The organism is Agrococcus baldri (assembly GCA_900114805.1).
GTDB classification, from domain to species: Bacteria; Actinomycetota; Actinomycetes; order Actinomycetales; family Microbacteriaceae; genus Agrococcus; species Agrococcus baldri.
In genome coordinates this window covers 628168-651077 of record FOZN01000003.1, presented here as the reverse complement: position 1 = coordinate 651077, position 22910 = coordinate 628168, and the positions used below count along the sequence as shown (strand labels likewise).

The following is a 22910-nucleotide window of genomic DNA, read 5'->3' as shown; positions in this document are numbered from 1 at the left end:
AGCCGCGCTCACAGCGTCACCAGCGGCGTCAGCCGCTCGAGCGTCGCCGGACCGATGCCGGCGACGTCATCGAGCTGAGCGATGTCGGTGAAGGGTCCGTGCTCGTCGCGGTGGGCGATGATCGCGCCGGCCAGCGAAGGGCCGACGCCGGGCAGCGTCTCGAGCGCCGCCGCATCGCTGCGGTTGAGGGAGACCGGACCGCCCTCCTCGGGGCTCGCCTGCGCGACCTCGGCCTGCTCCTCGACGGTCGGCACGATCAGCTGCTCGCCGTCGGCCAGCGGCCGGGCGAGGTTCAGCGCGCCCGGTGCGGCCTCCTCGTCCGTGCCACCCGCGCGCGCGAGCGCGTCGAGCACCCGCGAGCCCTCCGGCAGCCGGTAGACGCCCGGCTCGGCGACCGCGCCCTGCACGTCGACCACCAGCTCGGCCGTCGCGGTGGCGACCGGTGCCGGCAGCACCGCGGCGGGCTGCGCGTCCGCCACCATGCGCTGCGCCACACCGCCAGCGACGGCGCCGAGCACCAGCAGCACCGCGGCCCCCGCGCTCAGCCGCCAGCGCGCATCCGTTCCGGCCATCCGGGCACGGTAGAGCGGATGGGTCGGGGCGCGCAGACGCTCTCGGCGCACCTGTGGAGGGTGTCGCCGCCCTTCGACACGCTCGGCACCAGCGGCGCGGAGCGGCTCAGGGAGGGAGGGCGGCTAGCCGATGACGAAGTTCACGAGCTTCGGCGCGCGCACGATCGCCTTGCGGATCGTCGCGTCGCCGATCGCGCGGGCGACGCCCGGCAGCTCGCGCGCGAGCGTCTCGAGGTCGGCGTCGTTGATGTCGGCGGACACCTCGAGCCGGTCGCGCACCTTGCCGTTGACCTGTACCACGGCCGTGACGCTCTGCTCGACCAGCAGCGACCGGTCGGCCTCCTGCCAGCCGGCGTTCGCGACCGAGGGCTCGTGGCCGAGGTTCGCCCACATCTCCTCCGCCGTGTACGGGGCGAACAGCGACAGGCCCAGGGCGATCGTCTCGACCGCCTCCCGCACCGCCGGGTCGGCCGCGCCCGGGCCGGAGTCGACCGCCTTGCGGGTCGCGTTGGTCAGCTCCATCAGCCGCGCCACGGCCACGTTGAACTTCAATCCCTCGATGAGACCCGGCGCATCCGCCAGGAACCTGTGCGTCTCGCGCCGCAGGGCGCGGTCGCCCGGCTTCGGGTCGGTGCCGGGCTCGGCCAGCTGCTCGCGCGAGAGCCGCCAGGCGCGGGCCAGGAACTTCTGCGCGCCGGTCGGCGAGACGTCCTTCCAGTCGATGTCGTCCTCGGGCGGGCCGGCGAACGACATCGCCAGGCGCACCGCGTCGACACCGAACTGCTCGAGCTCCTCCGACAGCGTGACGAGGTTGCCCTTCGACTTCGACATCTTCGCGCCGTCGAGGATGACCATGCCCTGGTTCAGCAGCGACTCGAACGGTTCGCTGAAGGACACGTGGCCGAGGTCGAAGAGCACCTTCGTGATGAACCGCGCGTAGAGCAGGTGCAGGATGGCGTGCTCGACGCCGCCGACGTAGCGGTCGACCGGCGCCCAGCGCTCGACCTGCTTGCGGTCGAAGGCCTGCGTGTCATCGTTCGGCGACAGGAAGCGCAGGAAGTACCAGGACGAGTCGACGAACGTGTCCATCGTGTCGGCGTCGCGCCTGGCGGGGCTGCCGTCGATGGGCGATGCCACATTCACCCAGTCCTCGGCGGCACCGAGCGGGCTGGTGCCCTTGGGCGTGAGATCGAGGCCGGCCGAGTCGGGCAGCGTGACGGGCAGCTGCTCGAACGGCACCGGCACCTCCTGGCCGTCGGCCGTGTAGATGATCGGGATGGGCGTGCCCCAGTAGCGCTGCCGGCTGACGAGCCAGTCGCGCAGCCGGTACGACTTCGCGGCGCGGCCGGTGCCGCGGGCCTCGAGCAGCTGCACCATGCGGCCGATCGCGTGCTGCTTCGACAGGCCGTCGAGCTCGCCGGAGTTGATCATGCGGCCGTCGCCCGTGAGCGCCTCACCGGTGCTCTTGGGGTCGAGCGCCGGCAGGTCGTCGGGCAGCACGGCGTTGCCGTGCTCGTCGAGCGGCACGACCGGCATGACACCGGTCACAGCCGCGTTCGTGTCGACGACCACCTTCACGGGCAGGTCGAACACGCGCGCGAAGTCGAGGTCGCGCTGGTCGTGCGCGGGGACGGCCATGACCGCGCCGTGGCCATAGTCGGCCAGCACGTAGTCGGCGGCCCACACGGGCATCCGCTCCCCCGTCAGCGGGTGGATCGCGAAGCGCCCCAGGTCGACGCCGGTCTTGACGCGCTCGGTGCTCTGCCGGTCGATCTCCGTCATCCGGCCGACCTCGTCCAGGTAGGCCTGGAACCGCATCCGCACCTCTGCGTCGGCGCCTGCGGCCAGCTCCGCCGCCAGGTCGGAGTCGGGCGCCACCACCATGAACGTGGCGCCGTAGAGCGTGTCGGGACGGGTGGTGAACACCGGCACCGTGCCCGGGTGGCCCTCGATCTCGAACTCGACCTCTGCGCCCTCGGAGCGGCCGATCCAGTTGCGCTGCATGCGCAGCACCTTCTCGGGCCAGCGGCCCTCGAGCTGGTTCAGGTCGTCGAGCAGCCGGTCGGCGTAGTCGGTGATCTTGAAGTACCACTGGGTGAGCTTCTTCTTCACCACCGGGGTGTCGCAGCGCTCGCAGCGGCCGTCGACGACCTGCTCGTTCGCCAGCACCGTCTGGTCGTTGGGGCACCAGTTGACGTTCGACGGCTTCCGGTAGGCGAGGCCCGCCTTGTAGAGCTCGAGGAAGAGCCACTGGTTCCACTTGTAGTAGCCGGGGTCGCTCGTGTGCAGGATGCGGTCCCAGTCGAAGGCGGTGGCGTACTGGCGCATCGACTTCTTGTGCTGGGCGATGTTGGCGTCGGTCCACGCCTTGGGGTCGGCGCCGCGCTTGATGGCCGCGTTCTCGGCGGGCAGGCCGAAGGAGTCCCAGCCGATCGGATGCAGCACGTTGAAGCCCTGCTGGCGCCAGTAGCGTGCGAGCACGTCGCCGTAGGCGTACGACTCGGCGTGGCCCATGTGGAGGTCGCCGGAGGGGTACGGGAACATGTCGAGCACGTACTTGCGCGGGCGCGTGTCGGTCTCGTCGTCCGTCGCGAAGGGACGGATGCTGTCCCACACGGGCAGCCAGCGCTGCTGGATGCGGGCGAAGTCGTAGGTCTCGTCGGTCACTGATGCTCCTGGATGGCGTCAGCCGTCGGCGGCTGACCGGCTCCCCAGTCTACGGCGACGTGCTGATCAGCCGCGTCGTGCCAGAATCGAGCTGGAACGTCGAGGAGGTGGTCTGTGCCGGAGTTCGAGAACCCGCCCGCGACCGTCGACGTGCCCGCATCGCGCGTGACGCGCATCGTGTCCGTCGATGCGCCGGTCTCGACGGTGTGGCGGTGCCTGGTCGAACCCGACCTGCTCGCGCAGTGGCTCGGCGACATCGCGGCGTTCCCCGATGGGGTGGTGCCGGATGCGCTGGGCCGGTTCGCGTGGACGGGCGAGGTCGTGCTCGCGGCCCGGATCCGCGACGTCACGCCCGAGACGCACTTCTCCTTCGACTGGGCCGAGGGCATCCTCTCGGACCGCGCCTCGAGAGTGGAGATGACGCTGCGCGAGATCGACGGCTGCGCCCAGCTGCACCTGGTCGAGTCGGGGTTCCCGCTGGAGGGCGACGACGCCACCAAGCGGGAGGCGCTGCGCGCGCTCGCAGCGGGCTGGACGGTCGAGCTCGACGAACTGGTGGAGCTGGCCGAGTCGCTCGGCGGCTGATCCGTCCAACATGCAACCCTAGGGTTGCGCAATTCGTGGTCACGACCTAGCCTGCATGTGCAACCGGGCGGTTGCAGTCAGGCGAGCAGGAGGCGACCATGGCCCACGAGTCAGCGGCGACGACCGACGAGGCGGCGATGCGCGTGACCCGCACGATCGAGGTGCGCGCACCGATCGACGTCGTGTGGGAGACGCTGACCGACCCGCGCGAGCTCGCCGAGTGGTTCGGGCAGCGGGCCGAGTTCCCCGGCGGCATGCGCGAGGGCGCTGAGGGCAGCTTCGGCTGGGAGGCGCACGGCGACTTCCCCGCGGTCGTGGAGCGCTGGGAGCCGCCGCACGCCTTCGCCTTCCGCTGGGGCGCGCCCGGTCAGCCGATCCGCGAGGACAACAGCACGCTCGCGGCCTTCAGCCTCCAGCGCGACGGTGACCTCACGCGGCTGACGGTGGTCGAGACCGGCTTCGAGCACCTCGGCGACGAGGCCGCCGGCCGTGCCGCGCTCGAGGACAACCGGCAGGGCTGGACCGAGGAGCTCGACGACTTCGTCGCGCTCCTCGCCCGTCGCTGGACGCCGTCGATCGTCGACCCCGCAGCCGGCACCATCACGCGCACGCTCGACATCGCGGCGCCGAAGCAGCGCGTCTGGCGGCACCTCACCGATCCCGCGTCCATCGAGACATGGTGGGGCCATCCCGCGGTATTCCCCGGCGGCATGCGCGAGGGCGTCACCGGCACGTTCGAGCACGAGGGGCAGCGCTGGCCGGTCGCGATCCGCATCCTGCGCGAGGCCGAGACCTTCGCGTTCCGCTGGGGCGCCTTCGGCGAGGCCGAGCCGGGGCCGGAGGCCTGCGACGTGCGCTTCGACCTCGAGACGACCGAGCACGGCGGCACCCGCGTCACCGTGGTCGAGTCGGGGTGGATGCGGGTTCCTGCGGCCGAGCGCGACGAGCGCATGCAGGGCAACGGCGGCGGTTGGGAGATCGTGCTCGACGGCCTCCGGCGCCACGTGCTCGCGGTGGCGGCATGACGGGCGCTGCGGCGGGACCGGCGGGCGGCATCGCGCCGACCGCGCAGCTGTCGGCGCTCGCCGACGACACCCGCTGGCGCATCCTCGAGCTGCTCGGCAGCCGGCCGCGCTCGGCCAGCGAGCTCGCGACCGAGCTGCCCGTGTCGCGCCAGGCGATCGCGAAGCACCTCGCCGTGCTCGAGGCGGCCGGCCTGGTCGACGCCGTGCGGGAGGGCCGCTCGGTACGGCACCGCGCGATCGGCGCGAGGCTGAGCGCGCTGGCCGATCGGCTGGACGCGATCGGGCGCGGATGGGAGCAGCGGCTCGAGCGGCTGGCGCACCGGGCCGAGGCAGGACAGGCGCAGGCAGGGCAGGCGAAGCCCGCGCCGGACGGCGGCTGAGCGGACGCTCGCTACGCGGGCACGAGCGACGCCAGCAGTGCCGCCGCCTTCACGTGCAGCTCCTCCACCTCGAACGCCGGCTCCGACAGCGCTGTCACGCCGCCGCCGACACCGATGTGCGTGCCGTGCTCGTCGGCGACGACGCTCCGGATGACCATCGCCAGCTGGCACCGCTCCCCCGCCACCAGCCCGAAGCATCCGGCGTACACCCCGCGCGGCTCGCCCTCCAGCGCCTGCAGCAGCTCGACCGTGCGGCGCTTGGGCGCGCCCGTCATCGAGCCCGCCGGGAACAGCGCCCGCACCGCGTCGAGCGGCCCGAAGCCCGGCAGCAGCCGGCCCCGCACCGTCGAGACCAGCTGGTGCACCGTCGGGTAGGTCTCGACGCGCAGCAGGCTCGTCACCTCGACGGTGCCCGGCGCGCACACCCGCTGCAGGTCGTTGCGGCACAGGTCGACGATCATGACGTTCTCCGCGCGCTCCTTCTCGCTCTCGTACAGCTCGAGGGCGAGCGCGGCGTCGTCCTCCGCCCCGCGTCGGCGGGTGCCCTTGATGGGGCGCGTGGTGGCGACGCCGGCCTCGACGCGCAGGAACGTCTCGGGGCTCGCGCTCGAGACGGTCACGCCTGCGATGCGCAGCAGCCCTCCATGGTGCACCGGGCTGGCCGAGCGGAGCCGCGCGTGGGTCGCGATCGCATCGATCGGCGGCGCCTCGATGCCCGTCGTCAGGCAGAGCACGTAGGAGTCTCCCTCACGGATGTGCTCGCGGCAGCGCTCCACCTTCGCGGCGTAGGCGGCGTCGTCGTCGCGCCAGCGCAGCTGCGCCGCGTCGACCGTCGACATCGGTGGCAGCCGCACCGGCGCGACCGGCAGCGCCCACGGGTGGCCGTCGCGCGACTGCAGCTGCGCCTCGGCCCCGTCGAGCACCACCCAGCGGTCGAGCAGCAGCCAGGCGGCCTCGGGGAACCGGCCCGCCCCCGCGCGATCCGCGCCCGGGTCGACCCCGAGCATCCGCACGCCCGCCTCGTAGCCGAGCCAGCCGACCCACGCGCCCGGGTGCGCGGCACGCGCAGCCTCGAGCGCCGCGACCGCGTCGCCGTCCACCGGCTCGCCGTCGAGCGTCGCCCGCCCCTCACGCACGACCAGCACGTGCGCGCCGGTGCCGAGCAGATGCGTGCCGGCCGAGGAGGAGTCGAGCCAGACGACGTCACCGCCCGCCGCCTCGAGCGCCGCGAACGCCGCCTCGGGCGTCGTCGTCACCGAGCGCGCCCAGCGCGCGCCGAGGTGCGGCAGAAGCGGCGCAGTGGTCGCGGGCATAGGGTCGATCCTATGAGCGGGACCGGGGCTGTGCGCGCGTGGGCGCACCCGCGATTCGCGCTCACCGGCACGCCCGTCACGAGCACCCTCGCGGCGGACTCCTGGCTGGTCGACGACGGCCGAGTGCTCGCCTTCGAGCGGCACCGACTGCGGTTCGCGGATGCCGTGGCCGACGCGGGCGGCGACCGGCTCGACGCGCTCACGGCGGCCAGGCACGCCATGGGAGCGGTGCCCGCGGAGGGCCGCTGGTCGCCGCGACTCGATCTGACGCCCGAGGGCATCCGGCTGCGCGTGCGCCCGGCTCCCCCGGCGACGACGACCGTCGCGGTCGCGACCGCCTCCCGCGACCCGCGCACGCTGCCGCTGCGGAAGGGGCCCGACCTGACTGCGCTGAGCGAGCTGCAGGCCGAGGAGTCGGCGCGCCTGGGCGCCGACGTGGAGCCGATCCTGCTGAGCGCGGGCCTGATCGCCGAGAGCACCCGATCGGCGGTGCTGTGGTGGCGCGACGGCGTGCTGTGCGTGCCGGCCGCCGATGTCGCGCGGCTGCCGTCGGTCACGGCAGCGGTGATCGCCGAGGTGGCGCGCATCGACGGCGTCGAGCTGCGTCAGGAGCGGGCCGCGCCCGGCGACCTGGAGGGCTGCGAGGTCTGGCTCGCCAACGCGCTGCGCGGCATCCGCGCCGTGACCGGCTGGGTCGACGGGCCGGCTGTGGCACCGGCGACCCGTGCGGCCGCGTGGCGATCGCGCCTCGAGGGCCTCCGCACCGCACCGTCGGTGAGCCGACGGTGATCGACGACGTCATCGGCGACTTCCTCGAGGCGGTCGGCGCGATCGATCCGCTGCTGCGCACGCTGCTCGCCGGGCTGGCGATGCTGCTCGAGACCAGCGTGCTGCTGGGCCTGGTGGTGCCAGGCGACACGATCGTGATCGTCGCCGCGCTCGCCGTCGAGCAGTGGCCGTGGTGGCTCGCGCTCATCGGCGCGGCGGTGCTCGGCGCGCTGGCGGGCGAGTCGATCGGCTTCGCCATCGGGCACTGGCTGGGGCCGAAGATCGACCGCTGGCTGGCCCGGCGGTGGCCGCGCGCCTCGGCGCAGTGGAAGCGCACCGAGCGCTACCTCGCGCGTCGCGGCGGGCCGGCGATCTTCCTCTCCCGGTTCCTGCCGATCGCGCACTCGCTCGTCCCCCTGATCGTCGGCGCCTCGGCGATGCCGTACCGGCGCTTCCTCGCCTGGACGATCCCCGCCTGCGTCGTCTGGGCGAGCGCCTACGCCTCCGCCGGCTGGCTCGCCGCCGGCACCTACCGAGAGCTCGCCGATCGCCTGCACGGCGCCGGCTTCATCTTCGTCGCCGTCATCGCGGCGTTCATCCTGCTCGCCTGGGTGGCGAAGCGCGTCATCTCCCGCTTCGAGGCCCGCCACATGAGCGACGAGCAGCACGAGCGCGACTAAGGGCTGGCCTCACGCGCCCGCGCCCGCGAAGAGCGGTGCAAGCTGCTCGCGCGCGATCTCGCGCCCCATGGTCAAGTAGCGGGGGTCGCCGTCGGGGTCGTGCAGGAACGCATAGGTGACGAGCGCGTCGAGGCCGCCGATCGCCAGCTCGATGTGCTCGTGCTCGCCGTCGGCGACCTGCACGCCCCAGCGCGCCCCGAGGTACCCGGCGATGTCTGCGACGAACAGCGGCGCCACCGGCTCCCGGTTCTGCGGGCCGAGATCGAGCCCCTCGCCCGTGCGCAGCGAGCGGAAGGACGGCACTTCGCGGAAGGTCTCGACCATCGCTGCGACGATCGCTTCGAGCGCCTCCTCCCAGCTCGCGTGCTCGGCGCCGAGCACCCGCTCGAGCGCGAGCCGCATGCGCTCGAGGTTGCGCTCCGCGAGCGCCACCAGCACGGCGACGCGGTCGGGGAAGTAGCGGTAGACGGTGCCGATGGAGGCGCCGGCGCGCTCTGCCACCAGCGCCGTGGTCAGGTGCTCGATGCCATGCTCGACGACGACCGCCGCTGCGGCGTCCAGCAGCGCTTCGACGCGATGGGCGGCGCGCGCCTGCACGGGCTCGTGCCGCACCGTGATCGAAGGTCCTCCGGCGCTGAGATCGTCCATTGCGCCATCATCTCGCATCCGGGCTCCGAAAGTGAGAGCATCTCCGGCATGTGCGGACGCTATGTCATGGCCACCCCCGCGAGCGACCTGGTCGCCCTGTTCGAGATCGACGAGTCGGGCGATGGGCTGCCGGAGCCCAACTGGAACATTCCGCCGACGACCACGGTGCCCATCGTGGTCGAGCCCAGCCCGCGCGACGAGACCCCACCCATCCGCCGCCTCGAGGCAGCGCGCTGGGGCCTGGTGCCGGCCTGGGCAGACGACCCCTCGATCGGCGTGCGCGCCTTCAACGCGCGGGCGGAGACGGCGGCCGAGAAGCCGATGTTCCGCGACGCCGTCCGCGAGCGCCGCGCCCTGGTGCCCGCGGACGGCTGGTACGAGTGGCAGAAGCAGGCCGAGACGAAGACGCCCCACTACATCCACGGCGAGGCGCCGATCTCGTTCGCCGGCCTCTACGCGTGGTGGAAGCAGCCCGACGGCTTCTGGCTCCTCTCCACGACCATCCTCACCACCGCGGCGGCCGGCGAGCTCGCCGGCATCCACGAGCGGATGCCGGTGGTGGTCTCGGCGGAGATGCGGGACGCCTGGCTCGACCCGACCGAGGACGGCGAGGCCGCGCTCGGGGCCGTCGTCGCCGAGGCCGCCGAGACCGCCGAGAGCCTGACGATGCACGTCGTCGACCGGCGCGTGGGCAACGTGCGCGAGACCGGCGCGGGGCTGATGGCACCGATCAACCCGGCGTAGTCCGGGCCGGGCAGCCCTCAGCCAGTAGGGTCGAGGGGCGTTCACGGCTCGGGAGGTCACGCATGGAGGAACTCGATCCGCTCGCGCACATCCCCGAGCCGATCAAGCACACCGCCGCCCGCATCGAGGACTGGATCCACGAGCAGCGCGAGGCCAACGCCCTCCGCGCCGGCCGGCTGCCCGCGATCGTCGCCTACGCCGGCTACGGCGGCGACGGCTGGGTGCGGGTGCTCGCGCGCGTGCTGCTGGTGCAGCCCGGTGCCGAGCGCAGCGTGCACTACGAGAACGTGCGCGGCTGGCGCTCCTTCACCTCGCTCGCCCTCAACGACATCGACGTGATGATCGAGGCCGGCGGCGAGCGCCACGTCGTGGTCGCCGACCGCGGCGGCGTCGTCGACGCGATCGTGCCGTTCCGGCTCGAGCCGGGCTGGCAGGAGGTCACTCTCTCGGTCGCCGGCTCCCTCCCCGTCGCCGCTCCGATCTTCGTCGTCGACCCGGAGACACGCTTCGGCGTCGTCAGCGACATCGACGACACCGTCATGGTCACCTCGCTCCCCCGGCCGCTGCTGGCCGCGTGGAACGCGTTCGTGCTCGACGAGCACGGCCGCCAGCCGGTGCCGGGCATGGCCGTGCTCTACGAGCGCATCGCCAGGCAGCACCCGAGCAGCCCCTTCATCTACCTCTCCACCGGCGCCTGGAACGCGGCCCCCGCCCTCACCCGCTTCCTCTCCCGCAACCTCTACCCCGCCGGCAGCATGCTGCTGACCGACTGGGGCCCGACGCACGACCGCTTCTTCCGCTCCGGCAAGGATCACAAGCGCGCCGAGCTGCGCCGGCTCGCGCGCGAGTTCCCCCACATCCGCTGGCTGCTGGTCGGCGACGACGGCCAGCACGACGAGGAGATCTACGGCGAGTTCGCCAACGCGCACCCCGCCTCGGTGCGGGCCGTCGCGATCCGCGAGCTGTCGACGCAGGAGGCGGTGCTCGCCGGTGGCCGCAAGCACTCGGATACCCGCTCGATGCATCCGTGGGTGTGGTCGCCCAACGGCGGCGGCCTCGCCTCCGAGCTCGGCGCCATCCCCGAGCTGCACGTGCTCTGAGGCGCAGCCGTGCCCGCCCGCCCGATCGCGATCGCGCTGATCCGCCGCGCCGACGGCGCCCTGCTGGTCACCAGCGCCGTCGAGCCGGGCAGCGGCCGTATGCTCGTGCGCCCGCCGGGCGGCGGTCTCGACGCGGGCGAGACGGCGGCGGATGCGGTGGCCCGCGAGCTGCAGGAGGAGCTCGGCCTCGCCGTCACCGGCATCGCACCGCTGCGCGTCATCGAGCACCGCGTGGCCTTCGCCGGTCGCGAGCGGCACGAGCTGGTGCACGTGCTCACGGCGACCATGGGGGCGGATGCGTCGGTGCCGCCGACCACGGATGCCGGGCACCCGGTGTGGTGGCTCACGCCCGATCGCTTCGACGACCCTGCGCTCGAGCTGGTTCCCTCCGGCCTCCGCTCGCTGCTCGACCAGCCTGACGGCTGAGGCCACTCGACGCCTTGCGCGTACTTTGCACCGCAAGGTATGGTGCCTGGCATGGCGACGGGACCCGCAGCATCCCAGCTGCGCAAGGGCGTGCTGGGCCCGCTCGTGCTGGCGCTGCTCGAGGAGCGCGAGCGCTATGGCCTCGAGATCGTCCGGGAGCTCTCCACCCGCGACTTGGTCGCGAGCGAGGGCACCGTCTACCCGCTGCTCACGCGCCTGCAGGACGCCGGCGCGGTCGAGAGCGAATGGGTCGTGAACGAGCGCGACCGTCCCCGCCGCTTCTACCGCCTGACGAGCACGGGCCGCGCAGAGCTCGCCGCCTTCCGCACCGACTGGCCGGCATTCACGCGCGCCGTCGATTCGATCCTCACTCCCGGCGATGACTCCGATCAGCAACGAGAGGTGCACCCATGACCGAGGCGACCGCGCTGCCGCCCGCAGCGCAGCACTACCTCGAGCAGCTCCGGCTCGAATCCGCCCGGCTGCCGCGGGCCGACCGGCAGCAGCTGCTCGGCCAGATCAGCGAGCACCTGGGCGAGGCGGCCGGCGAGGGCTCCGAGATCGACGACGTGCTCGCGCGCCTCGGCAGCCCGCGCGAGCTGGTCGCCGAGGCCGGCGCGGAGACGGCCGAGCAGGCTCCCGCGCCCCGGCGGCCGAGCGCGATGCTGTGGCTCGCGGCCGCGGCCATCGTCGTCGGTGCGCTCATGCTGCTGTGGGGCGGCAGCCTCATGCTGGTGACAGGCAGGGGCCGCACCCTGCTGCTGGCGGTTCCCGGCGCTGTGCTGGCCGCCACCGGGGTGGTGCTGCTCGTGCGCCGGCTGCGCTCGGGCGACGACGACCCCGCGACCGCGCAGGCCAGGCGTCGCATCGCCCGCACCCTGTCCATCGCGGCCATCGCCGCGGGGGCACTCCTGCTGATCCTCAGCGGCGCGCTGGTCCTGCTCACCGGGCGCGGCCGCTCGCTGCTGATCGCGATCCCCGGGATCGTGCTCGCGATCGGCGGCAGCATCGCTCTGCTGCTCACCGCACGCCGGCCGGAGCGCTCCGGTGTGCAGCGGGGCAGGATCTAGCGGGCCAGCACCTCGCCCGCGCGGCCGGAGGCGCGCATCCACCCACCCGACTCCGTCACCCGCACGGGCGCCTCGCCCAGGAAGCGCATGGCGACGAGCGCTGCCGCCTGGCCGGCGGTGAGGCCGCTCGGGTCGACGCTGCGCGCCCAGACGGCGCGCTCCGCCCGGCGCCGCACGGGCTCGCCGGGCGAGGCAGGCAGCGCCGCCTCGACGTCCGACGCCGCCTGCATCGCGAGCTCGCGCACGCGCGCAGGGTCGACGTCGCCGAGGTGCACCCAGCCGCCCCTCGGCGGTGAGACGGCGGCCCACGCGGGGCGACCCACGGCATCCGGCACCTCGATGTCGGCACCCTCCTTCAGCGCTTCCCGCAGCGCCGGCAGCGCCACCACGCCGTCGAAGCGCGCGGGCTCGCGCATGCGCGCCGCCCGCGCGACCAGCACCGTCGGGCCGGAGTCGAGCAGACCCGCCGAGGCGGTCATGGGCGTCGTGAGCAGCGCGACATCGCCGTCGGCGGCCAGACGCACGGTGCCGTCGCCGAACACGGCCGCCCGATCGAGCAGCAGGACGAGGTCGGCGCGGGCGCGGTCGTCGAGGGAGAGGATGGCGTGCATGCGCTCTCTAGACTAGAGCGGCCCCGACTTGGGCCCAACAGTCTGAGAGGACCGGCATGACCGAGAGCATCCGCATCCTGCTGGAGACGCTGACGCTGACCGACACCGGCGCGCGCACCGATGAGGACATCTTCACGGGCAAGAGCCATCCGATGCCTCACGGCCGGGTGTTCGGCGGTCAGGTCATGGCACAGGCAGTGGTCGCGGCGCAGCGCACCGTCGCTGACGACCGGCACATCCATTCGGTGCACGGATACTTCGTGCGCCCCGGCGACGTCGAGCAGCCCATCACCTTCGCCGTCGAGCGCATCCATGACGGCCGGTCGTTCTCGACCCGGCGCGTGCAGGCCTACCAGCACGGCCAGCCGATCATGTCGATGATCTCCTCCTTCCAGGATCTCGACGATGGCCCCTCCTCGCAGCACGCGATGCCGCAGGGGCTGCCCCGCCCGGACGAGCTGCCGAGCTCCGACGAGCTGCTCGCCGCCTACGCCGAGCACCCGCAGGCGCGCGCGGTGATCTCCCGGCCGTTCGACATCCGCCACGTGGAGGGCCCGATCTTCCTGCCAGACCCCTCGCGGCGGCGCGACGGCAAGCAGCACGTCTGGATCAGGGCGAAGCACCGGCTGCCCGACGAGGACGCCCTCCACCGCGCCGCGCTCGCCTACCTGTCGGACTACGCGATGCTCGAGCCGATCGTGCGCATGCACGGCGCCGCCTGGACGACGCCGGGGCTCAAGGCGGCGAGCCTCGACCACGCGCTCTGGTGGCACCGCCCCACGCGCGTCGACGAGTGGCTGCTGCTCGAGCTGGAGACCAGCTCGTCGGGCGGCGGGCGCGGGCTCGGCCACGGCTACATCTACGCGGCCGACGGCACGCACGTGGCCACGGTCGCCCAGGAGGGCATGGTGCGCGTGCCACAGGAGACGGCGGATGCGGTGCCCGCCCCGAGGGCGGAGCAGACGTGACCGTCGACCCCATCGAGCCGGCGGAGGCGATGCGCGTCGCCCGCGCGGCGCTCCCCATCCGCACCGACCGACTCGTGCTGCGCACGCTGCGCCCCGACGACCTCGACGCGGTGCGCGCCTACCGGAACGCGCCCGGCCAGCGCCGCTGGACGTACAACCGCGATCAGACCGAAGCCGAGCTGATGGCCTGGACGGCGGGTGATGCTCCCGTCTTCCTGCGCGACGGCGACGCGATGCAACTCGGCATCGAGCTGGACGGACGGCTCGTCGGCGATCTGATGGTGCGCATCACGAGCCTCGCCAGCCGTCAGGCGGAGCTGGGCTGGACGGTCGCGGCCGAGGCGCAGGGCAAGGGCGTCGCGACCGAGGCGGCGCAGGCCGCGCTCGAGCTCGCCTTCGCACTCGGCGCCCACCGGGTCAGCGCACAGCTCGACGAGCAGAACGTCGCCTCCCGTCGCGTCGCCGAGCGCATCGGCATGGCGGTCGAGGGCCGCTTCGTCGAGGACGAGGTCAATCCGGCCACCGGCGAGCTGGGCACGTCGCTGTACCTGGCAGCTCGCCGGACCGGGTAGCGCCCGCTGACCGCACCGGCGAGGGCCGCTTGCTCGCGGCTGCGGCCGCCGCCTCATCGTGCCGGCCCGGAACGGCGCACGGCGCCCCGCCGAGTGGCGGAGCGCCGTGCGGTGCCGGACGCGACCGGTTCAGTCGTGCTGCGGGAAGCCCAGGTTCAGGCCCCCGTGGCTCGGGTCGAGCCAGCGGCTGGTGACGACCTTCTCGCGCGTGTAGAACTCGAACGCGTGCTTGCCGTAGGCCTTGCCCTGACCGAAGATCGAGCGCTTCCAGCCGCCGAAGGAGTGGTAGCCGACCGGCACCGGGATCGGCACGTTGATGCCGACCATGCCGACCTGCACCTCGTTCTGGAAGCGACGCGCCGCCCCGCCGTCGTTCGTGAAGATCGCCGTGCCGTTGCCGTAGGGGTTGCTGTTGATGAGCTCCAGCCCCTCCTCGTACGAGGCGACGCGCACGATGGAGAGCACCGGGCCGAAGATCTCCTCCGTGTAGGCGCTCGAGTCGGTCGGCACCTTGTCGATCAGCGTCGGCTTCAGCCAGAAACCGTTCGGGTCGCCGTCGACCTCGGGGTCGCGGCCGTCGACGATCAGCTCAGCCCCGTCATCCGCAGCGGTCTGGATGTAGCCGGCCACCTTGTCGCGGTGCTGCCCGGTGATGAGCGGACCCATGTCGTTGTCGCGCGTGCCGTCGCCGGTGCGGATGGCCGCCATCTTCTCCTTGATCTTGGCGGCCAGCTCATCGGCGATCGAGTCGACGGCCACCACGACCGAGATGGCCATGCAGCGCTCCCCCGCCGAGCCGAAGCCGGCGTTCACTGCAGCGTCCGCGGTGACGTCGAGGTCGGCGTCCGGCAGCACGAGCATGTGGTTCTTCGCACCGCCGAGCGCCTGCACCCGCTTGCCGTGCTTCGAGCCGGTCTCGTAGACGTACTCCGCGATGGGCGTCGAGCCGACGAACGAGATGGCCTGGACGTCAGGGTGCGTCAGCAGCGTGTCGACGGCCTCCTTGTCGCCGTGCACGACCGAGAGCACGCCGTCCGGCAGTCCCGCCTCCTTGAACAGCTCGGCGATGAACACCGCCGACGACGGGTCCTTCTCGCTCGGCTTGATGATGACCGCGTTGCCGGCAGCGAGCGCGACCGGCGCGAACCACAGCGGAATCATGGCCGGGAAGTTGAAGGGGCTGATGATGCCGACCACGCCGAGCGGCTGGCGCAGCGAGTAGACGTCGACGCCGGTCGAGGCGTTCTCGGAGTACTCGCCCTTCGTCAGCAGCGGGAACGCGGTCGCGAGCTCCGCCACCTCGATGCCGCGGGCGATCTCGCCCAGCGCGTCCGAGTGGACCTTGCCGTGCTCGCGGGTCACGATGGTCGCCAGCTCGTCCTTGCGCTGCACGATGAGCTCGCGGAAGCGGAACATGACCGCTTGGCGCTTCGCGATCGACAGGTCGCGCCACGCCGGGAAGGCGTCCGTCGCGGTCGCGATCGCCTCGCTCACCTCATCGGCGCTGGCGAGCCCGACCTCGGAGACCACCTGCCCGATGGCGGGGTTGAAGACCGGCGCGGTGCGGCCCTTCCCTTCACGTCGAGCGCCCGAGATCCAGTGCGGGATCGCGGTCGGCTCGGTGGACTGCTCGGTGGTCTCGACGACGGTGTCGGTCATGGTGGCGCTCCAGACTTCGGGGTGGCGACATTGCTCGCCCCAGCCTATCGAGCGCCGGCCTCCGCCGGGCCCGTCGAACCGCGCCGGAAGGCGATCGGCGGTTCCAGGTACGGCTCCCAGGCCGCCAGCTCGGCGACCGTGAGGCGCCGTGGCGCGCCGGTGACGGCATCCAGCATCACGACGGTCGTCTGCGCGCGGGCGTAGACCGTGGCGGCGTCGGGCGAGCGCACCTCGTAGCATACGTCCATCGAGGCGCCGGCCATGCGGCCGATCCACATGTCGACGATGATCGGCTGCCGGTGATGCGGGATCTGCGCGAGGTACTCGGCCTCCTGCCGCGCGATCACGGTGAGGCTCGTCGCGCCGGGCCCCGCATCGATCACCGCGGTCGTCGGCGAGCCCTCGGGCCCGCCCGCCCAGAACGCCGTGACACGGGCCTCCTCGAGCAGCGTCAGCAGCGCGGCGTTGTTGACGTGCCCGTACGCGTCCAGATCCGACCAGCGGATGCGGACGGGCACGGGCAGGCGCATCAGTCCCTCGTGAGCTTGCGGTACGCGGAGCGGTGCGGCTTCGCCGCATCCGGCCCGAGCCGCTCGATCTTGTTCTGCTCGTAGGACTCGAAGTTGCCCTCGAACCAGTACCACTGGGCCGGGTCCTCGTCGGTGCCCTCGTAGGCGAGGATGTGCGTCGCGATGCGGTCGAGGAACCAGCGGTCGTGCGTGATGACGACGGCGCAGCCGGGGAACTCGAGCAGCGCGTTCTCGAGGCTGCCGAGCGTCTCGATGTCGAGGTCGTTGGTGGGCTCGTCGAGCAGCAGCAGGTTGCCGCCCTCCTTCAGCGTCAGCGCGAGGTTGAGGCGATTGCGCTCACCGCCGGAGAGGATGCCGGCGCGCTTCTGCTGGTCGGGGCCCTTGAAGCCGAACTGGCTGACGTAGGCGCGCGAGGGGATCTCGACGTTGCCGACCTGGATGAAGTCGAGGCCGTCGGAGACGACCTCCCACAGGTTCTTGTTCGGGTCGATGTTCGAGCGGCTCTGGTCGACGTAGCTGAGCTTGACCGTCTCACCGATCTTCAGGTCGCCGCCATCGAGCGGCTCGAGGCCGACGATGGTCTTGAACAGCGTGGTCTTGCCGACGCCGTTCGGGCCGATCACCCCGACGATGCCGTTGCGCGGCAAGGTGAACGAGAGGCCGTCGATGAGCGTGCGCCCGTCGAAGCCCTTCTGGATGCCCTTGGCCTCCAGCACGATCGAGCCCAGCCGCGGGCCCGGCGGGATCTGGATCTCCTCGAAATCGAGCTTCCTGGTGCGCTCGGCCTCCGCTGCCATCTCCTCGTAGCGGGCCAGGCGGGACTTCGACTTCGCCTGTCGGCCCTTCGCGTTCGAGCGGACCCAGTCCAGCTCCTCCGAGAGCCGCTTGGCGAGCTTCTGGTCCTTCTTGCCCTGGATCTGGAGCCGCTCTGCCTTCTTCTCGAGGTAGGTCGAGTAGTTGCCCTCGTAGGGGTAGAGACGGCCGCGGTCGACCTCGCAGATCCAGCCGGCGACGTGGTCGAGGAAGTAGCGGTCGTGCGTCACGGCCATGACGGCGCCGGGGTACTTGGCGAGGTGCTGCTCGAGCCAGAGCACGCTCTCGGCGTCGAGGTGGTTGGTGGGCTCGTCGAGCAGCAGCAGGTCGGGCTTCTCGAGCAGCAGCTTGCACAGGGCGACGCGGCGGCGCTCACCACCGGAGAGGTTGGTGACCGGCCAGTCGCCTGGCGGGCAGCGCAGCGCGTCCATGGCCTGCTCGAGCTGCGAGTCGAGGTCCCACGCGTCGGCGGCGTCGATCTCCTCCTGCAGCGTGCCCATCTCCGCCATCAGCGCGTCGAAGTCGGCATCGGGGTTCGCCATCTCGGCGGAGATCTCGTTGAAGCGCTCGATCTTCGCCGTCAGGTGACCGAACGCGCCCTGCACGTTCTCGAGCACCGTCTTGGTCTCGTCGAGCTCCGGCTCCTGCATGAGGATGCCGACGGAGTATCCGGGGCTGAGCTTCGCCTCGCCGTTCGACGGGGTGTCGAGCCCGGCGATGATCTTGAGGATCGTCGACTTGCCAGCACCGTTGGGCCCGACGACGCCGATCTTGGCGCCGGGGAGGACTGCAGTGGTGACGTCGTCGAGGATCACCTTGTCGCCCACCGTCTTGCGGGCGCGGACCATCGAAAAAATGTACTCGGCCATGCCCTCAGTCTAGGCGGATGACGTCACCCACCAGACACCCGCCGCCGCCGAGCGCAGCGGTGCGCAGCGCGAGCGGCTCGCCGGCGCCGACCTGGCCGACCAGACAGCCGTCCTCGACGCGGACCGCGATCTCCAGGAACGTGACGGGAGCCCCGAGCGAGTCGATCTCGCGGGTGCGCTCGATCGCCGAGCGATCGAAGCCCGCGGCCTCGACGGCGGCCACCAGCGCGCCGGGGTCTGCGTGCGTCCCACCGGCGATCGCCGCGCGGAACGCGTCCAGCTCGGCGTCCGCCTCCGGCTCCTCCGGCGCGGGCGCGTCCGTGGTCGGCGCCTCCGTGCCTCTCGGCGCGGCCGAGGCTGCGGGCGTCCCTGTCGTCGGCTCGGTGCCAGGCCCGCGCGTCAGCGGTGCGGACGAGCAGCCTGCGAGCACGAGCGACGCGAGCAGGGCGAGTGCTGCGAACGGACGCACACGCCCTCCTTCGCTCCTGGACAGGGACGCCTTCAGCCTATGCCGCGTCGTGGATCGAGGCCGCCGGATCGGTCCACGACGACTGCCCGACGGAATGGCCGGCACCAGCGAGCGCGAGGTCATGCTGCCGCTCCTGCGGGTAGCCGGGATCGTCCTGGTCCTGGGGCGGTGCCGTGCGCCGCTCCTTGGTCGACGGACCGACTCGCAGCGAGTGGCCGACGTGCTCGGCGCGGATCTTCACGCTCGTGCCGCGCTTGTCACCGGACTCCCACTGATCGATCTTGAGCTTGCCAAGCAGGACCACGATGTCGCCCTTGCGCAGCGACGCTGCCACGTGCTCGGCGAACCTGCCCCAGGCCTCGATGGAATACCAGTTGGTGTGGCCGTCCACCCACTCCTCCCCCTCCTTGCGGCGGGACGTGCAGGCCAGACGGAACTCGGCGACGCGGTCGCCGTTGACGGACTTCAGGATCGGGTCAGCTCCGAGCGACCCGACGACAGTGATTGCATCATTCATGCCACGGAGGATGCTCCCATCGCGCGCCGGCCGCCGGATCGCGCGAGCGGGCTGTGGACAACTCAGACGCGCAGGTAGTCGGCGAAGCCCGCACGGATCTTGTTCACCTTGGGCGCGGCGACCGCGAGGCAGTACCCCTGGGTGGGGTTCTTCGCGAAGAAGTCCTGGTGATGCTCCTCGGCAGGGTAGAACGCGCCCAGCGGCTCGAGGGCGGTCACCAGCTCCCCCGGCCACCACTCGCCCGCGCGGTCGATCGCGCGGGCGAAGCGCTCCTGCTCGGCCGCATCGCGGTAGAACATCGCCGAGCGGTACTGCGTGCCGATGTCGTTGCCCTGGCGGTTCAGCTGCCGTGGGTCGTGCATGGTGAAGAACATGTCGAGCACCACCTCGGTCGGCACCCGGGTCTCGTCGTAGATGACCTTCACCGCCTCGGCGTGCCCGGTCGAGCCGGTGCAGACGAGCTCGTAGCTCGGGTCCACCGCCGTGCCGCCGGTGTAGCCGGAGACGACCTCCTCCACGCCGTCGACGACGCGGTACGCGGCATCCAAGCACCAGAAGCAACCACCGGCGAGCACCATCTCCTGCATGCTCCGAGACTATCCCGCGTCGCCGTGCGCACCGCATGTCGGCGGCCCGTCGTAGCGTCGCAGACGACCGAGAGGAGCACCCATGGCGATCATGACCGGCACCCAGCGCAGCAGGGCGCCGCACGCCCCGCACGTCGCGACCCGGCGCGTGCGCGACGACCTCTGGCGCGTCAGCAGCGCATCCGGTCTCGCCCTCGGCTACATCGCCAGGGTCGACGGCGCTGCCTACGAGGCCCGCCGGCTGCTGCCGGGTGGCACCACCATGCTGCCCATCGGCCGCGGCTGGGCACTGGAGGACGCGCTCGCGTGCTTCACCGGCCCCTGAGCCTTCCCGGCACGAGCGGATGCGGCTGCGCCCGCCGACGACGAAGCGGGGCCGAGGCTGGTGCCCGGGCCCCGCTTCGCAGGCGGATCAGACCGTTGCAGGAACCTGCTTGATGGCCGAGATCTCGATCTCCACGTCGACGTCGTCGGACAGCATGACGCCGCCGGTCTCGATCGCGACGTTCCAGCTGATGCCGAAGTCGGTGCGCTTGATGCGCGTGCGGGCCGACGCGCCGGCGCGGGTGTTGCCCCAGGTGTCCGGGCCGATGCCGCCGAACTCGACCAGCAGCGAGACGGGCTTGGTGACGCCGCGCAGCTGCAGGTCGCCGTCGATGTAGAGGTCGTCGCCCTCGACGTGCGCGCCGGTGGAGACGAACGTCCACTCCGGGTTCTCCTCGATGGCGAAGAAGTCGTTCGACCGCAGGTGCGCGTCGCGATCGGCGTTCTTGGTGTTGATCGTCCTCGGGTCGATCGTCGCCGTGATCGACGACTCCTCGGGATTCTCGCCGAGCACGATGGTGCCCTCGAGGCCCTCGATCTCACCGCGCACCTTGGCGACCATCATGTGGCGCACCGAGAAGGTGACGTTGGAGTGCGAGCCGTCGATGACGAAGGTGCCGGGCTGGTAGCCGGGGATGTTCTGCAGCATGGGAGCGATGCCTTTCGGTATGCGGAAGTCGTTCAGAATTGAATAACGGGGCGGTGCCCCGTGGCATTCCCGATCCGCCGAGAAGATTCTGCGGAGCTCACTCGCCGTGGAACAGGTGCTTGCCCTCTGCCTTGTTCTGCAGCATCCGCCGCGTCGCCCAGATGACCAGCACGAGCACCACCGCGCCGATCACGAACCACTGGAGCCACTCCATGTAGGGCTCGATCACGTGGTAGTTCATGCCCAGCGTCACGCCGATCATGATGAAGATCGTGTTCCAGATCGCCGAGCCCAGCGCCGTCAGCCCCAGGAACAGCAGCACCGGCATCTTCTCGATGCCTGCCGGGATGGAGATGAGGCTGCGGAAGATGGGCAGGAAGCGGCCGAACAGCACCGTCTTCCAGCCGTGCTTCGCGAACCAGGCGGTGGTCTTGTCGATGTCGCTCGCTCGCACCAGCGGCATCTTCGCGGCGATGCGCGAGAGCCGGTCGTGGCCGAGCCAGCGACCGAGCAGGTAGAGCACCAGCGCACCGACGACCGACCCGATCGTGGTCCAGATGATCGCCTCGGCGATGCTGAACGATCCCTGCGCGGCCGAGAAGCCGGCCAGCGGGAGGATGATCTCGCTCGGGATCGGCGGGAACAGGTTCTCTGCGGCGATCGCCACGGCGGCGCCCGGCGCCCCGATCGCGTCCATCAGGCCGACGGCCCAGCCTGCGACGCCGGTGAGGCCTTCGGAGTCGGCAGCGGTCTGTGTGATGGATGCGAGCACCAGAACAGCCTACGGTCGTCGCGCTGGGCAACTCGGTAGAATCGATGCGCACCGCAGCATGCCCCCGTAGCTCAGCGGATAGAGCAGGAGCCTTCTAATCTCTTGGTCGCAGGTTCGACTCCTGCCGGGGGCGCCTCCTCGACTGCGCGGAGGAGGCGCGGCTGGTCGCGTCGCAGCCTGCCGGCTGCCGCGCGTGCCGACGCCGATGGTCTCGGCGCGCGATGCCGGCTCGCCGACCTGGCAGGCTGAGCGCATGACCGGCGCACTTCTGCTCGACATGGACGGCACGCTCATCGACTCCGAGTCGATGTGGCACGAGCAGATGCGCGCGTTCGCGCGCGAGCACCGCATCGAGTGGACGACCGCGGACGCGCACTGGACCACGGGGCGCCCGATGGTCGAGTGGGCGGAGCGGATGCGCGAGCGCGGCGTGGCGCTGGAGCGGCCGGCGATCATCGCCACCATCGCGAGCGCCGTCGCCGACGGCGTGCGAGAGGACGTGCCGTGGCTGCCGGGCAGCCTCGCGCTGCTCGATCGCGTCGCGGCCGCCGGCATCCCGGCCGCGCTGATCACCAATGCCACGCGCGAGAATGCCGCAGCGCTCCTGGACGCCGCGCCCGCCGGTGCCCTGCGGTTCGCCGTCACCGCCGACGACGTCGCGCGGTCCAAGCCCGACCCGGACCCCTACGCGACGGCGATCGCGCGGCTCGGGGCCGACGCATCCGCCTGCATCGCCTTCGAGGATTCGTCCTCGGGTGCGCGATCGGCGGTGGCGGCCGGCGCGCGCCTGTGGTTCCTCACCACGCAGCTGCCCGAGTCGCCGGTGCCCGCGGAGCGCACGCTCGGCACCCTGGCCGATGTCGACATCGACCAGCTCTTCGCCCAGCTGGCCTGAGCGACCGCGGAGCGCCCGCATAGACTCGAGCCGTGGCTGCTGCTGATCGGATCGTCTGGATCGACTGCGAGATGACGGGCCTCGACCCTCAGGTCGATGAGCTCGTGGAGATCGCGGTCGTCGTCACCGACTTCGAGCTCGAGGTGCTCGACCCCGGCCTGCAGGTGGTGATCAAGCCCTCCGACGCGGCGCTTGCGCAGATGAACGACTTCGTGCGGCAGATGCACGCGACGAGCGGCCTCGACCTCGAGCTGCCGAACGGCGTGAGCCTCGCCGACGCCGAGCTGCAGGTGCTCGAGTACGTGCAGCGCTTCGTGCCGCTGGAGCGCACCGCGCCGGTGGGCGGCAACACGATCGGCACCGACCGGATGTTCCTGGCCCGCTACATGCCGGCGCTCGACGGCTTCCTGCACTACCGGTCGATCGACGTCTCGAGCATCAAGGAGCTCTCGCGCCGCTGGTTCCCGCGCGCCTACTTCAAGAGCCCCGAGAAGGCCGGCGGCCATCGCGCGCTCGCCGACATCCTCGAATCGATCCGCGAGCTGCGGTACTACCGCGCGGCGGTGTTCACGGATGCGCCCGGTCGCTCGAGCGAGGAGCTGCAGCAGATCTCGGAGCAGGCAGTGCAGGGCTTCGGCGAGCATCTGCCGACCTGAGGCCGCCGATGCGGCATTCGGGTGCTGGATGTCGTACACTT

The 22910-nt window shown here is 71.9% G+C and carries 28 protein-coding genes and 1 tRNA gene; 16 read left to right on the top strand and 13 right to left on the bottom strand.

Features of this window, described 5'->3' with window-relative positions; genetic code table 11:
- Positions 1-8 precede the first annotated feature (8 nt).
- The gene (locus BM288_RS11505) at positions 9-572 is read right to left on the bottom strand and encodes a ComEA family DNA-binding protein (RefSeq protein WP_092918973.1); all 564 of its coding nucleotides are present in this window, start codon (positions 570-572) and stop codon (positions 9-11) included.
- A 123-nt stretch (positions 573-695) separates the two neighbouring features.
- Positions 696-3239 carry a leucine--tRNA ligase gene (gene leuS / locus BM288_RS11500; RefSeq protein ID WP_092918971.1) on the bottom strand — a complete coding sequence of 848 codons (2544 nt, stop codon included), beginning with the start codon at positions 3237-3239 and terminating at the stop codon, positions 696-698.
- A gap of 114 nt (positions 3240-3353) precedes the next feature.
- Here leuS and BM288_RS11495 point away from each other — a divergent pair, with 114 nt between their 5' ends.
- From BM288_RS11495 to BM288_RS11485, 3 genes are all read left to right on the top strand, one after another.
- Positions 3354-3824 (top strand): SRPBCC domain-containing protein, encoded by a 471-nt coding sequence (locus BM288_RS11495; protein WP_092918969.1) that lies wholly within the window; start codon positions 3354-3356, stop codon positions 3822-3824.
- Between the two features lie 98 nt (positions 3825-3922).
- Complete coding sequence (locus BM288_RS11490) at positions 3923-4849, top strand: SRPBCC domain-containing protein (RefSeq protein ID WP_092918967.1); 927 nt, start codon at positions 3923-3925, stop codon at positions 4847-4849.
- The gene (locus BM288_RS11485; RefSeq protein ID WP_092918965.1) at positions 4846-5229 is read left to right on the top strand and encodes an ArsR/SmtB family transcription factor; all 384 of its coding nucleotides are present in this window, start codon (positions 4846-4848) and stop codon (positions 5227-5229) included. Before BM288_RS11490 ends, BM288_RS11485 begins: the two co-directional genes overlap by 4 nt.
- An 11-nt stretch (positions 5230-5240) precedes the next feature.
- Here BM288_RS11485 and BM288_RS11480 read toward each other — a convergent pair whose 3' ends face one another.
- Complete coding sequence (locus tag BM288_RS11480; protein WP_092918963.1) at positions 5241-6542, bottom strand: anthranilate synthase component I family protein; 1302 nt, start codon at positions 6540-6542, stop codon at positions 5241-5243.
- A gap of 12 nt (positions 6543-6554) precedes the next feature.
- Between BM288_RS11480 and BM288_RS11475 the strand changes: the two genes are divergently transcribed.
- Both BM288_RS11475 and BM288_RS11470 read left to right on the top strand, forming a co-directional pair.
- Positions 6555-7331: an aminotransferase class IV gene (locus BM288_RS11475; protein ID WP_143103099.1), complete on the top strand. Its 777-nt coding sequence runs from the start codon at positions 6555-6557 to the stop codon at positions 7329-7331.
- The gene (locus tag BM288_RS11470) at positions 7331-7990 is read left to right on the top strand and encodes a DedA family protein (RefSeq protein ID WP_092919094.1); all 660 of its coding nucleotides are present in this window, start codon (positions 7331-7333) and stop codon (positions 7988-7990) included. Before BM288_RS11475 ends, BM288_RS11470 begins: the two co-directional genes overlap by 1 nt.
- A gap of 9 nt (positions 7991-7999) precedes the next feature.
- Here the strand turns inward: BM288_RS11470 and BM288_RS11465 are convergent, their stop codons facing one another.
- The gene (locus tag BM288_RS11465; protein ID WP_177220367.1) at positions 8000-8638 is read right to left on the bottom strand and encodes a TetR/AcrR family transcriptional regulator; all 639 of its coding nucleotides are present in this window, start codon (positions 8636-8638) and stop codon (positions 8000-8002) included.
- Positions 8639-8686: 48 nt separating this feature from the next.
- On the opposite strand from BM288_RS11465, the gene BM288_RS11460 reads away from it, so the two are divergent.
- The 5 genes from BM288_RS11460 to BM288_RS11440 all read left to right on the top strand — a co-directional run bounded on the left by BM288_RS11460 (position 8687) and on the right by BM288_RS11440 (position 11978).
- A complete protein-coding gene (locus BM288_RS11460; RefSeq protein WP_092918959.1) occupies positions 8687-9382 on the top strand; it encodes an SOS response-associated peptidase in 696 nt (231 codons plus the stop codon).
- A 62-nt stretch (positions 9383-9444) separates the two neighbouring features.
- On the top strand, positions 9445-10482 hold the full coding sequence (locus BM288_RS11455) for an App1 family protein (RefSeq protein ID WP_092918957.1): 1038 nt from the start codon (positions 9445-9447) through the stop codon (positions 10480-10482).
- 9 nt (positions 10483-10491) lie between these two features.
- Entirely contained in the window at positions 10492-10908 is a 417-nt protein-coding gene (locus BM288_RS11450) for an NUDIX domain-containing protein (protein WP_092918955.1), read from the top strand.
- Between the two features lie 51 nt (positions 10909-10959).
- Entirely contained in the window at positions 10960-11322 is a 363-nt protein-coding gene (locus tag BM288_RS11445; RefSeq protein WP_318255514.1) for a PadR family transcriptional regulator, read from the top strand.
- Positions 11319-11978, top strand: coding sequence for an HAAS signaling domain-containing protein (locus tag BM288_RS11440; RefSeq protein ID WP_092918898.1), 660 nt, complete (start codon positions 11319-11321; stop codon positions 11976-11978). Before BM288_RS11445 ends, BM288_RS11440 begins: the two co-directional genes overlap by 4 nt.
- Here the strand turns inward: BM288_RS11440 and BM288_RS11435 are convergent.
- Positions 11975-12589, bottom strand: a complete 615-nt coding sequence (locus tag BM288_RS11435; protein ID WP_092918896.1) for a DUF8185 domain-containing protein — start codon at positions 12587-12589, stop codon at positions 11975-11977. The genes BM288_RS11440 and BM288_RS11435 overlap by 4 nt on opposite strands.
- A 56-nt stretch (positions 12590-12645) precedes the next feature.
- Here BM288_RS11435 and BM288_RS11430 point away from each other — a divergent pair, with 56 nt between their 5' ends.
- On the top strand, positions 12646-13557 hold the full coding sequence (locus BM288_RS11430) for an acyl-CoA thioesterase (RefSeq protein ID WP_092918894.1): 912 nt from the start codon (positions 12646-12648) through the stop codon (positions 13555-13557).
- The gene (locus BM288_RS11425; RefSeq protein WP_092918892.1) at positions 13554-14129 is read left to right on the top strand and encodes a GNAT family N-acetyltransferase; all 576 of its coding nucleotides are present in this window, start codon (positions 13554-13556) and stop codon (positions 14127-14129) included. Before BM288_RS11430 ends, BM288_RS11425 begins: the two co-directional genes overlap by 4 nt.
- Before the next feature lie 129 nt (positions 14130-14258).
- On the opposite strand, the gene BM288_RS11420 is transcribed toward BM288_RS11425, so the two are convergent.
- From BM288_RS11420 to msrA, 6 genes are all read right to left on the bottom strand, one after another.
- Positions 14259-15788 (bottom strand): CoA-acylating methylmalonate-semialdehyde dehydrogenase, encoded by a 1530-nt coding sequence (locus BM288_RS11420; RefSeq protein WP_092918890.1) that lies wholly within the window; start codon positions 15786-15788, stop codon positions 14259-14261.
- A gap of 44 nt (positions 15789-15832) precedes the next feature.
- A complete protein-coding gene (locus tag BM288_RS11415; RefSeq protein ID WP_092918888.1) occupies positions 15833-16318 on the bottom strand; it encodes an acyl-CoA thioesterase in 486 nt (161 codons plus the stop codon).
- The gene (ettA, locus tag BM288_RS11410; protein WP_092918886.1) at positions 16318-18000 is read right to left on the bottom strand and encodes an energy-dependent translational throttle protein EttA; all 1683 of its coding nucleotides are present in this window, start codon (positions 17998-18000) and stop codon (positions 16318-16320) included. Before ettA ends, BM288_RS11415 begins: the two co-directional genes overlap by 1 nt.
- 4 nt (positions 18001-18004) lie before the next feature.
- Positions 18005-18469 carry a DUF6993 domain-containing protein gene (locus BM288_RS11405; RefSeq protein ID WP_092918884.1) on the bottom strand — a complete coding sequence of 155 codons (465 nt, stop codon included), beginning with the start codon at positions 18467-18469 and terminating at the stop codon, positions 18005-18007.
- 37 nt (positions 18470-18506) lie between these two features.
- Complete coding sequence (locus tag BM288_RS11400; RefSeq protein WP_092918882.1) at positions 18507-18986, bottom strand: single-stranded DNA-binding protein; 480 nt, start codon at positions 18984-18986, stop codon at positions 18507-18509.
- Positions 18987-19048: 62 nt separating this feature from the next.
- Positions 19049-19573 carry a peptide-methionine (S)-S-oxide reductase MsrA gene (gene msrA / locus BM288_RS11395; protein ID WP_092918880.1) on the bottom strand — a complete coding sequence of 175 codons (525 nt, stop codon included), beginning with the start codon at positions 19571-19573 and terminating at the stop codon, positions 19049-19051.
- Positions 19574-19655: 82 nt separating this feature from the next.
- On the opposite strand from msrA, the gene BM288_RS11390 reads away from it, so the two are divergent.
- Positions 19656-19898 carry a hypothetical protein gene (locus BM288_RS11390; RefSeq protein WP_092918878.1) on the top strand — a complete coding sequence of 81 codons (243 nt, stop codon included), beginning with the start codon at positions 19656-19658 and terminating at the stop codon, positions 19896-19898.
- A gap of 87 nt (positions 19899-19985) precedes the next feature.
- Here the strand turns inward: BM288_RS11390 and BM288_RS11385 are convergent, their stop codons facing one another.
- Positions 19986-20546: a YceI family protein gene (locus BM288_RS11385; RefSeq protein WP_092918876.1), complete on the bottom strand. Its 561-nt coding sequence runs from the start codon at positions 20544-20546 to the stop codon at positions 19986-19988.
- 97 nt (positions 20547-20643) lie between these two features.
- Positions 20644-21318 carry a DedA family protein gene (locus tag BM288_RS11380; RefSeq protein WP_318255513.1) on the bottom strand — a complete coding sequence of 225 codons (675 nt, stop codon included), beginning with the start codon at positions 21316-21318 and terminating at the stop codon, positions 20644-20646.
- 60 nt (positions 21319-21378) lie between these two features.
- Here BM288_RS11380 and BM288_RS11375 point away from each other — a divergent pair.
- The 3 genes from BM288_RS11375 (at position 21379) to orn (ending at position 22869) form a co-directional block, all read left to right on the top strand.
- Positions 21379-21451, top strand: a tRNA-Arg gene (locus BM288_RS11375).
- Between the two features lie 120 nt (positions 21452-21571).
- Positions 21572-22213: an HAD family hydrolase gene (locus BM288_RS11370; RefSeq protein WP_177220366.1), complete on the top strand. Its 642-nt coding sequence runs from the start codon at positions 21572-21574 to the stop codon at positions 22211-22213.
- Positions 22214-22284: 71 nt separating this feature from the next.
- Positions 22285-22869 carry an oligoribonuclease gene (orn, locus tag BM288_RS11365; protein WP_092919092.1) on the top strand — a complete coding sequence of 195 codons (585 nt, stop codon included), beginning with the start codon at positions 22285-22287 and terminating at the stop codon, positions 22867-22869.
- The last annotated feature ends 41 nt before the right edge of the window (positions 22870-22910 follow it).